The organism is Zestomonas ipomoeae (genome assembly GCF_057128665.1).
Window position 1 is genome coordinate 1 of record NZ_JBSKHQ010000035.1, and the last position, 11,899, is coordinate 11,899.

General features: G+C 60.5%; 2 protein-coding genes and 1 pseudogene. All 3 read right to left on the reverse strand.

The features are described from left to right. Positions 1-42: 42 nt before the first annotated feature. A pseudogene (locus ACWKV7_RS23470) lies at positions 43-623 on the reverse strand (transposase); the annotation flags it as partial. 151 nt (positions 624-774) lie between these two features. Then, positions 775-1,266 (reverse strand): hypothetical protein, encoded by a 492-nt coding sequence (locus tag ACWKV7_RS23475; RefSeq protein ID WP_483860128.1) that lies wholly within the window; start codon positions 1,264-1,266, stop codon positions 775-777. Continuing rightward, positions 1,260-11,882: a hemagglutinin repeat-containing protein gene (locus tag ACWKV7_RS23480; RefSeq protein WP_483860129.1), complete on the reverse strand. Its 10,623-nt coding sequence runs from the start codon at positions 11,880-11,882 to the stop codon at positions 1,260-1,262. The genes ACWKV7_RS23475 and ACWKV7_RS23480 overlap by 7 nt, the downstream gene beginning before the upstream one ends. Between the last annotated feature and the right edge of the window lie 17 nt (positions 11,883-11,899).

Consider the following 11,899-nt stretch of genomic DNA (forward strand, 5'->3'; position numbering starts at 1 on the left):
CCACCGGCAACAAGCAGGTCAGGCCATGGCGGCCTGACTTAAACGAAACAGCCTCCACGAAACCCGGGGCGATTCAGCTCCACGAACAAATGCCTGATATCGCTCGCTTCTCTGCTGTGCAGTGTCCCCTAAAGCGAGGAAGCAGGGATCGGTATCCAACCATCGAGTCGATTGATCGGCGTCTATGCGGTCCTTGTAGCTAGACCAGCGATAGTCACTTGGTCAACCACTATCCGTGCACGAACAGGGTTCAGTTCGATATAGCGAGCACAGGCAAGCAGGTAGGTATCAGTCTGTACGACGCTTGATTTATAGCGGCTTTCCCAAAGCGTTCCAGACCGGCCTTCTATGCGATTTCGATACCGCGTGGCTCGGGCGGCAAGTGCCTTCATCAACTGACCAAGCCCTGTTATCGCCTCACCCGGAGCCAACAACAAATGAACATGGTTCGTCATCAAGCAGTAGGCGTAGACCTTGATACCGAACGCGTCCTTCAGCTCGCGTAGGTCCGTCAGGTATCGCTGGTAATCCTCATCCGCCGCGAATACGACCTGTCGGTCATGGCCGCGCTGCACTACATGGTGTGGGTAGTTTGGCAAAACAAGACGCCCCATTCTGGGCATAGTGCGCTCTCCATTCCTTGGAAAAGACGTTAGGTTAGCGGGAGCGTGAGAAGCGGTTTGCGGTGCTGCTCACGAACAAGTCGAAAAATAAATCTGTCCCCATATTTCCGAGATAGTCAAATCACTGCAGCAAACGAAGGAACCTGATTATTTATTGCCGTCTAATCTCCTCTACCAAGTTACTTACAAGACTATAGAACGCACCACGGTGGAGTTTAACATCAACATATAGAGAAACCTCCTCATCGTATAAATACAATCGCTCCTCTTCAATACCTTGTATCAGTCCAACCCCATAAGAATCCAGCATATAATGCGGAGAGTAGAAAAATATATTATCTATATCCTTCTCCGAAACACCTAATAGCTTATACCTCTCACAGCCATCAGTTTCATAATCATCCAAGATGCAATCTCGCAAGCAAGACAACTCGCGACAATCCAAGCTCAATAGAAGAGGATAGCTCCTTGCTTTCTCACTAATTTCATACAAAAAACCCTTCGCAAGATCAAGCAACTCATAATCAAAGTCATCTTTCCCGTACCGAACTCCTTTTATATAGATAAATACCCTACCAACCTTGCAACCAACATCCCTAACAATATATTCAAATGCAACAAGATCTATATCACCTATCACCATGGTTGGTTACTCCCTTTAGCCTTGAATCCGAGTTCTCTTAAGACCTCACTAGGCACGTCCTTTCTTTTTAAAGGAACTCGCTCATCGCGAGTACTCCCAGTCCAATGAACAGTGCCGTCGTTACCGTCAAAGTAGCGATATATAGACTTCCCATCAGAACTCTTAGCCCACCAGCTTCCATTAACTTGTATAGCTCCCTCATAGGCTTTTGCATAATCATCTGGCTGTGTTCCAGCCCGACTGTTATAACCTGGCTCGCCTGGAATGTGCTTTCCATTTGTAACAAGCTCTGGCTTTACGCTGTATACAGCCCCCAAATCTAGCTGATGCCCTGGGGTCGTATAGATCGTCGCCCCCTGAGGTGTATCCAGTTGATTCCCTGCAGTGTTGGCTGGAATATCGGCTTTACCACCTACACCATAGCCACTTTCCGAACCATGAATCAGGCCGCCCCCTACGAGCGGCGTTGTGTATGGAGAGTTATCGAGCTGATGGATGGGCGACCCGAGAGGTCCATATATCAATAAGAGTTTCCAAAGTTCTTGACTGATCTCCATGTTAGCGGCAGTTGCTTTTCCGACGCTTTCCAGCGCAGCTCCCATTTTTTCCTGATAGTCCTCGTTGGCTCCCACTGCTCCAGCGAGTAAGAGAGCGCCGCCTAGAACCACTAGAACGGCCGCATCATCTACACCGGTAAATCTCTGGCTCAGCCCGTTCGGCCGCATCAATGAACCGATGAGGTTCAGCGCCTTGATGGCCTGGGTGGAATCCTGTTCGGCCAACCTGCCGATAGCCTCTGAAACCGCTCGCTCCTCCGGAGTGGCCAGAGTCACGCCAGGTAGTTTGAGAAGTAGAGACTCAGCGGCCTGGCGTCGCGTGGCGGAATCACTCGATTCGAGTTGTTTGGCGTAGTAGGTCACTTGAATGCCTATGGCCAATCCTTCTGCCAGTGCCGCAAGTTGCTTCGCCATCTCAGGTGCCGCCACCACCGCTTCCACCGAGCTCTGAGTCACATACAGGTCGGTACGCTCCTCCTCGTCTTCGGTGATCTTATAGGCATTGCTCACATCACGATTCAGCCCGGCCGTGGAATCCTTACCGGTCCCGGCATCGTTGCGGACAATGATCTCGCCCTCACCGACGGTGGCTCGGACGATCTGCTCACGCTCCGTCTCATACTGATAGCCTTCAAGGCTCCATCCGTTTTGCCCCGACTCGCCCTTGCCCACTTGGCTAGCGTCCTGTTGGGTACTGCCGGATGAGCCGTAACTGCCACCGACATTCAGGTAGTAGCTATGCTCGTTGTCTTCCCCCTTGATATCGCGGAACCCAAGGGTATCGGTGTCCAGCTTGAGGTTGCCCGTGCGTGAGGAGATCACCGCGCCATCAATCTGGGTGTGGTCTTCCGTGCGGATATCCAGTTTGTCGCGGGCCACTATGGAGGTCTGGTTGCCAACCCAGTTGGTCTTACCTCTGGTTTCGCCGTAGCCCACCGAGCCACTGACACTGACGCCGTAGCCAAAGGTGGCGGTGATGCTGGCATCGAACTCTCTGCCGCTGGCCTTGCCGGTGTTTGGCACGGAGGATACGGTCAGATTGCGCCCTACCTGGCCGGAGACGTTCTCGCCCTCCAGCTTCGCCCCCGCTACGGTTGTGTCTCGTCCGCTCTTGAGATCGAGGTTGCGTCCGGCGTAGAGGTAGGCTTCCTGCTGCTGGGCTCCTTCGCGATCCAGCCGGCCACGGCCGATATTGGCGCTGACATAGACACCGATGCCTTGCTGCCCGAATGTCAGCCCCACTTCGCCGCCGCCGCTACGCCGGTTGTTGTCGGCGCCGCTCTGGTTGGTCGCGGCCCGTATATTCAGATCGTTACCGGCCTTTAGGCCGATATCACGACCGGCCTGGGCCTGGGCGCCGTTCATATCAAGGTCGTGGTCGGCATTCAGATTGATATCCCGGCCTGCGTCCAGTACCGCACCGGTCGACGTTCCCTGGCTCGCATCCTGGCTGGCGACGCCACTGCTCGCTCCGATACCGACCTTGAAACCACCTGTGGTGCCTCCCTTGATGCCGCCCTTGCCCAAGGTCTGTTCGCCTTCCTGGCTCATGCCGCCCGGGGCCACATCAAAGACGATGTTCTGACCCTTGACGTTGATGTCCCGGCCGGCTTGCAGTTGCCCTCCTCGCATGAGCACATCGTCATTCGCCGATACGTTGATATCGTTTCCAGCATCAAGCGTGGAGGAGCGGTTTCCGTTTACAACCTGGGTTGCGCTCTGGCTTTGTCCGGTACTTCCGACGTGGGCGTCGTACGTCGGACCGGAGAGGAATTGGCTGACCCCGTCTACAGCCTTGAGAATGGTGGATGCTCGACTGACATTATTGTCGCCCTTACCGGCACCACTTAACGCATCCAGGGTATTACCGAGGTTGTGGTTGACCGTGGTGGTCGTCCCCGTGCGCTTCTGGCTCTGCTCTTGAGCAGTCAGCGATTGCTCGGCCGCCGCGTCGATCAGGATGTTGCGCCCCGCCTGCAAGTTGATGTCGTAGCCAGCGCTCATGTCAGAGCCCTGCTGTACGGCATCGCGCCCGGCTTTCACATCGAGATCCAGCCCAGCATTGATCTGACTGGCGGCGGCGGTTTGCTGTGCGTTGAGTTGCTTGTCCTTAAGCTTTTCTTGGCCGATGAAGGTGGTGTAACCGTTGCGGTCCATATCCTGCTGCATGCCAAACGTCTTGGTGTTTTCCCAAGTCGTGGTCTGCTGACTGTTTGAGCCGGCGACTACGTTGACGTCACGACCGGCGTCCAGCAGAACGTTGCGACCAGCACTGACACCGCTGCCGATGATGTTTACATCGCGCTCAGCTATCAAAGAGGCATCGCGATCCGCCGTAACTTGGCTGCCGACGCTAGTAGAGCTGATGGCCTCCTGGCCCGCCTTCTTCGCGGAAGCGAGCGAAATATCGCCACCCCAGGAAGGAGTGCCGACAGCTAGTCCGAACGCATCCTTACCAGACAGTCCGACCTTCTTCTTGTACTTCTCGGTGAGGCTGTAGGCAGTATCGTTGGCTGAAACGAGATTGATATCACCGGTTTCGGTTACCAGTCCCGAACGCAGCTCAACGTCATTGCTGGCCGACGCCTCGCTGGCGCGCAGGCGAATATCGTTGCCCGCCGCTACCACAAGGTCGTTGCCTGCCTCCAGCTCGCTGGAAACCTGGGAGGCCGCCGTCTTCAATTGGCTCTTGCCACTCTTCGACAGGCCGAGGAAGCCCGACTTGGTCTTCTTGCTGTAGGAGCCGTGCTCCTCGACGCCGGACAGAATGGCCACATCGCCAGTCGCACCGACGAGCAGGTCGCCGCCTGCCTTGAGTTGACTGCCGATGATATTCACATCGCGACCACCGTCGATGCTCATACCGCCGTCAGCGGTCTGGCTGGTGTTCAGAGTCAGATCATTACCCGCCTCGATCACCGAAGCGACGTTAGTGCTGTTGTAGGACTCCTTCTGCTTGCTCTTGCTGCGCCCGAAGGAGCCCTTGCTCTTCTTGAAGTAGAAGGAAGCACTTTCATCTTTCGCGGACAGAATATTGATGTCCTGCCCAGCATCGAGGGCCACGTCATCGCCTGCCTTGAGCCGGCTGGCGACTAAAGTCAGGCCCGCGCCAGCATCGATCGCAATATCCCGGCCAGCCTGAATGCTGCTGGACTGCTGGCGCACGCTATCGGTGCTACGAGTAACCTTCTTGCTCTTGGAGTAGAAGTGATCTTCGTTTGCCGCCGAGGTAACCAGAACATCGTTACCTGCAGTCAGGGCAACGTCACGCTGCGCCTCCAGACTGCTGGCGACGACAGTCAGGTCTCTACCAGCATTGACAGCAATATCGCCCCCAGACAAGACCTGAGAACCATGCTGAACGACATGCTCGTCCCGATGGTGAGAGCCCTGCCTCAGTAAGCGTTGCTGCTCTACGGAGGCAATGGTGACATCCCGGCCGGCGCTCAAGGCAAGATCACCCCGGCTGTCCAACACGCCACCGATATTGGTGATGTTACGACCAGCGCTAATGTTCAGGCTGTTTGCCGCCTCTATACGCGCAGCGCTATCGGCATAGTCTTGAACGTATTGACGATTGCCAGTGCGGTATTCATGTCGGGTGACATTGCGCTCATTGAGTACATCGCCAGTCTGCGCAGACAGGCTGACATCGCGCCCTGCGATAATCCCGCCCCGAGCGTTGCGAATGCTCTCGGTAGCCAGCAGGGACAACCGCTCGTTGGCCTGCATCAGGCCGCTGTTGGTGATGTTGCCGGCGGTTACATCGAGGTTGCGGCTGGCGCGCAAAGTGCCCTGGTTGTTCAGTTCGCCACCGGAGATCAGCGCCACGTCGCGGCCCTGGATCAGTGCTCCATTGGGCGCCAGGCGGCCTTCGGCCTGGGCCAGGTAGAGCACCGGCACCAGCACCTTCTCGCCGGCCACCTCGTATTCTTCCAGCCAGACAATGTCATGGGTCAGCGCAGCCACCTGTTCGGCGGTAAGGGTCACGCCCACCGACAGGTTCAACGCCTGCTTGCTGGCGATGGCGTTGTCCATCAGATGGCGGAACATCGCCTCGTCACTGGTCAATCCGGCGAGGAAGCGCTGGCCGGTGCGGGCCACAATGGCTTCGCGGATCAGCCGCTGCTCGTAGAGGCCGTCGCCCAGGCGCTTCTGCGTCTGGTCCGGATCATGGCCGAGTAGGCCGAGCATGTAGTCGGAGCTGAGGAAGCGCTTGAGGTTGGTCAGCTCCGGGTTGGTTTCGACCAGATACTTGTGGCTGCTGCTGGGTTGCGCGCTACTAGGCAGATACTGTGCGCCGGCCAAGTTGAGAGTTGCCGTGTCGGTCGGATTGCCGCCGCTGGCTTGCCCTCCTTGCATGCTCCAGGCGCTACTCGTGGAGGAAGTCGGTGCCTGGGCCTGCTGTCCACTGGCGACGCTCACCGAGCTGCCGGTCAGTTGGTTGCCGCCGCCCGTCTGGGCCTGGCTGGCGTTGCCGCCGGCAGCGGCCTGGCCGTTCAGGCGGAACAGGCCATGCTCGCCTTGCGGCAGGCTGAAGCCGGGCAAGGTTAGCGGGTTGATCTGTTGTTGGCGTAGGTCAGGGGGCAGCTGCGAATTGAGCTGAACAATCGTAGTTTTACCGCTAGCGGGGGCTCGCGTATCCGCAATGCGGCTAGCCCCATTGGCAATATGCACGTTCGCGCGCGTAACGCCATTATCAATGCGGCTTGCCGCATTTATTGAAACATTACCACCTGCCTGTATTACCGCATTGGCCGCAGCCCCCGAAGCTGTAGCAGTCTCATTCGAATAAACGAGAGTGTAAGTTTTAAAAATGGACGGCAGCGGATATGCGACATTGGGATTGTAGTAAGGGTTTAGCTGATTAGTCTTCTGGTAGGAACGATGAACAGGCACATCACCCAGATCTCGATCGCGGTCGATATAATCATACTTGTAAATTGAGTTGTATTTTGCGTACTCAGCTATTGCACCACCGCTCCGCAGAAGACCAAAGAAAACGGAGCTCCGCTCGGAGTCACGTGGATTATCAAATCGCATACGCCGAATGATGCTCTCCGTAGCAGCACCTTCGTTCTTGAATTGCCCGGTAGAGATCGCAATATTCTGCCCCGCAGAAAGAACACTATATTGGTTAACGAAACTATTGCTACGTATATCTAGATTACCACCCGCAGCTATATTTCCAGCTGGCGAGTCAGACTCTATAGCGCGCTCAAGCGTCTCTTCAACGTAGTAACTAATATCGTAATGCCGCCCCTTACAATCTCCACACTGGTACGTGATCTCCCCAGAAACCAATCTCTCTTTTACTTTGAACTGATCCTTTTTATTGAAGAAATTGGATGCAGCAAGACGCATATCTCCTGCACTCTCAATAGTCGCAGATATGTTCTCTAGCGACGCGGCAAATTCGTTGGAATCATCCTTCGCCAGGTCGATATTGCCCAGGCTGTACACATCCGCATAACGGTTGGTGAAGCTGTCCACCCGCAGCGCCATGTCGTCGCCGCTAAAGATCAACCCGTTCTCGTTGAGCAGGTTCGGTGCTTCGATGCGCAGCTTTTCCGCACTGCCGAGGGTGCCGTAGTTGTCCAGCGTGCCGGCGGTGACGGTGAGGTCGCCCGCCGAGGTCAGCCTGCCGCGGTTGCTCAGCGGACCACCGTTGATGGCGGTGACCGTGGTCGAGCCGCCGCCGGCGATGCGGGCGGTGCTGGTGAGGTCGAGGCTGGCGGCTTTCAGGGTCAGGTTGCCGAGGCTGGTGGCCTGGCCGCCGCCGCTGTAGGCGCCGGTCAGGTCCAGATCGAGTACGCCATCGCTGGCCAGCAGGCCGTGGTTGATCCAGTTGCCGCCGGTGCCGGTCAGGGACTGGCTGGCCAGCAACTGTCCGGTGGCGGTCTGGGTGAAGGTGCCGATGTCCAGCACCAGCTTGCCGGCTTGCAGCACGCCGCTGTTGGTCCAGCTGTCGGCGGTGAGGGTCAGCAGGCCGTTGGTGCTGAGGTCGCCGCCAGCGCCCATCACCTGGGCGGCGTTCAAGCCGAAGCTGCCGCTGCCGGTGTGCAGAATGCTGCCGCCGCTGCTCTGCAGGGCGCCGACGCTCATGACCAGATTGGCGTTGGCGGTCTCCAGGGTGCCGTTGCGGTTGTCCAGTGCGGCACCGCTGATGCGGGTGTCGCCGCTGGTGCCGAGGGCGCGCAGGCTGCCGTTCTGGTTGTCGATGCTGGCAGCGGCGAGGCTCAGGATGCTGCCGCTTTCGAAGATGCCGTAGCCGTTGCGCAGGGCGCCGGACAAGCCGAAGTCGATGCGCTGGGCGGCGACCTTGCCACCCTCGCCCTGGGCGGCGCCCTGGCTGTCGAAATCGCCGGCGATCACCTTCAGCAACTGATGGGCATAGAGGCCGCCGCCCTGGTTGTTGAAGGTGGCACTGCCGAGGTCGATGTCGGTATCGCCGGCCAGGGCGGAGAGGTGCCCACCGCGGTTGTCGAGGCCGTTGGCGTCGATCTCCAGGGCTTGCGCCTGGGTGGTGCCGGCGTCGTTGTCGAACAATCCGCTGGTGGCCAGCTTCAGCCAGCCTTTCAGGCTGTTGAGCACGCCACCGCTGTTGTCGACGCCGGTGGATTTTTGCAGGTCGAGATTGCCTTCCAGGCTTTCGATCCGGCCGTTCTGGTTTTCCAGCTTGCCGTCCAGGTTGACGGTCAGGCCCTGCTTGCTGCTGAGCGCGCCGTCGGCGTTGTTCAGACTCTGTGCCCGCAGATCGAGGGCTCCCTCCTGGCTGTGGATCAGGCCGTCAGCGCTGTTATTCAGCACGCCGGCCAGGGTGACGCCGAGGGCGTTGCGCGCAGCCAGGGTGCCGCCATTGGCGTTATTCAGGCTGGCAGCGGTCAGCTGCAGCAGGTTCTGGCTGATCAGGCTGCCGCCCTGGTTGTCGATGGCCTTGGCCTTCAACACCAGAGGGCCGGCGCTGGCCAGCTTGGCCTTTTGGGTATTGAGCAGGTCGCCGGCGAGCGTCAGGGTCAGCGCGGCGTTGCTGGAGAGCTGCCCGGCGCTGTTGTTCAGGCTGGTAGCGGTGACGGCAGCGGCCTTCTCGCTGCTGATTTGCCCGGCGTGGTTGTCCACGGTGCCAGCGGTAACATCGAGTGCACCCTGGGTATCGATCAAGCCGCCGCCTGAGTTATTCAGTGTGCCGGCGAGGGTCAGGCCGAGGTCGCCCTCGCTGGAGAGGATGCCCTTGGCGCTGTTGTCCAGGCTGGCGGCATCGACCGTCAGTTTGCCCTTGCTGACCAGCGCGCCTTCGCGGCTGTTGTTCAGCGCACCGCTGAGCTCGACGTCGAGCGCGCCGTCGCGGCTGGACAGGGTGCCCACGCCGCTGTTGTCCAGGCTGCCGGCGTTAACCGTCAGCCCCTGCCAGCCGGAAATCAGCCCGCCTTCGGCGTTGCGCAGCGTGCCGTTGCCCAGGTCGATGCCGAGGGTGTCGGCACTGATCAGTTTGCCCCGGTCGCCGTTGTCGATCTCGCTGGCGACCAAGCTGTAACTCTGGCTGCTGGAAAGCTCGCCACCGCGGTTGTCCAGCTTGCGCAGGTTGTCCAGGGTCAGCGGGCCCTTGGCGCTGAGCAGGCCGCCTTGGTTATCCAGGTCGCCGCCTAGCAGGTCCAGATGCACGCTGGCCTCGCCGATCAGGCGGCCTTGCTGCTGAATCAGGTGGGCAACGGTCAGGCGCAGGTCGCCCTTGGCCGAAACTTCGCCGGCGTTGCTGGAATCCAGGCTGGCGGCGGTTAGGGTCAGGCCGGCGGCGCTGGTGATCAGGCCCTGGTCGCGGTTGTCCACGTCCGTGGCGCTCAGGGTCAACTGCTGGCCGGCGGAGATCAGGCCCTGGTCATGGTTGTCCAGTTCGCCACCGAGGCTGACGTTGAGGTCGCCCTTGCTGACCAGCACGCCGGCGCCAGAGTTGTCCAGGCTGGCGGCTTCGACGGTGAGCTTGGCGGCGGACAGTGCGCCCTTGAGGCTGTTCAGCAGCTTGCCGGTGATCTGCAGCTGCAGGTTCTGGCTGCTGATGATGCGGCCGGCGCTGTTGTCCAGCTGCGTGGCCTTGAGCAGGAAGCTTTGTGCGCTGGATATCTCGCCACCGAAGCGGTTGTCGACCGCGCCGAGGTTGTTCAGCAACAACGCGCCGGGGGTGGCGATCAGGCCCTTGTCGCTGTTGTTCAGTGCGCCGCCTTGCAGGTCGAGGGTCAGCGCGGTCTCGCTGATCAACTCGCCACCGGCGTGCTGGTCCAGGCCGGTGGCGGTGACCTGCGCCAGCCCCTGGGACTGGATGGCGCCCTGGTCGTGGTTATTGATCTGGCCCGCCGTAATCGTCAGCCCGGCGCTGCCGGTGATCAGCCCCTTGCTCTGGTTGTCCAGTTGGCCGGTGCCGATCGAAAGCGCCTGCTTGGCGCTGATGACGCCGCCGTTGCTGTTGTCCAGGCTGCCGTTGGTGACGGTCAGCGGGCCGTCGCTGACCAGCTTGCCGCCCTGGTTGTTCAGCGCGGCACGTTCGACGCTCAAGGTGCCGGCACTGGAGAGCAGGCCCTCCGCACTGTTGTCGAGGCTCGCGGCGTCGACCGTCAGGCTGCCGCCGCTGATCAGCGCGCCCTTAGCCTGGTTGTGCAATGCGCCGGTCAGTTCGACGCTCAGCGCCTGCTGGCTGCTCAGGGTGCCGCCAGCGGAGTTGTCCAGGCTGTCGCCGACCAGCACCAGGCCGTCGCGGCCGGAGAGCACGCCCTTGGTGTGGTTGAGCAGGCGCTGCACGGTGAGGGTCAGGCCGCGGTCGCCGATGATCAGGCCGGCGCTGCTGTTGTCCAGCAGCGCGACCGGTTGCCCGGCGGCGGCCTGGACACGCAGGTTGGCCTGGCCCTGGGTAGAGATTTCCCCGCCGCTGTTGCGCAGCGCTTCGCTGGCGCGGACATCCAGGCCCTGGGTGGCGGCGATCAGGCCGCCGTTGCGGTTATCCACCTGCGCGGCGTCGAGGGTCAGCCGGCCCTGGCTGAGCAGTTCGCCGCCCTGTTGATTCAGGCTGCCGACACGTACCTCGACGTCGCCCTTGGCGGCCACCTGGCCGCCATTGCCGTTGCGCAATTCGCCGGCGCTGACAGCGAGTCGGCCGTCGGCAATGACGCTGCCCTGGCCCTGGTTGTCCAGCACCCCGACCACCGCGACGACGGCGTCGGCCTTACCGCTGACTACCCCGCCACGGTTGTCGAGGCTCTTGCCGGCGATGTCCAGGCGCTGGTCGGCGACAATGGCGCCGCCCTGGTTGTTCACGGCGGCATCGCGCACCGTCAGGCTGCCGCGACTGCTCAGGGTGCCGTCGGCGCTGTTGTCCAGGGCCTCGGCGGTCACGCTCAGCGCTGTGCCGGCGGCGATCAGACCATCGAGGTTGTCGATCTTGTCGCCTGTGACGGTAGCAGCGGCCTGGCTGGAGAGCTCCCCGGCCTGGTTGTTCAGGGCGGCGTTGGCGGTGACCTTGAGGTCCTTGCCGCCGGCGATCAGGCCGCCCCTGTTGTCCAGTTCGTCGACCTCGACGGCGACGTTGCCACTGGACAGCACCAGACCGTCGCCGCTGTTGTTCAGCGTCGTTGCGGCGATGCGGGTGTTGGCCTTGCCGCTGAGGGCGCCGGCGCGGTTGTCCAGCACGCCGCCGACGGTCGCGTCGAGGTCGCGGCTGGCCAGCACGCTGCCGCTGTTGCGCAGGTTGTCGCCGCTCAGCGTGACGTCGCCGACCTGATTGCGGCTGTTGTCGCCATTTACTCCGGCCTCGATCAGGCCCTGGTTATCCAGTTGTGCGCCCTTCAACTCGATGCGCTCGCGCGCTGCCAGGCTCTGGCCCTGGATCAGGCTCAGCGTCTGCGTGGCCTGGGCATCGACGCTGCGCCCGGCATAGGCCTTGCCGCCCAGTTCGATGTCCTGCGCCTTTAGGCGGATATCCCGGCTGGCCGCCGTCTGCGCCATGGTCAGTTTGCCGTTGGCGTCGATCTGGATGTCCCCGGCGCTGGCGGCGAGGTCGCCGGCCAGTTTCACGCCGACGCCGGCTTCGG

Excerpts from the sequence above, each read along its gene's own strand:
- ACWKV7_RS23475 (WP_483860128.1), bottom strand. The coding sequence starts at position 1,266 with ATGGTGATAGGTGATATAGATCTTGTTGCATTTGAATATATTGTTAGG.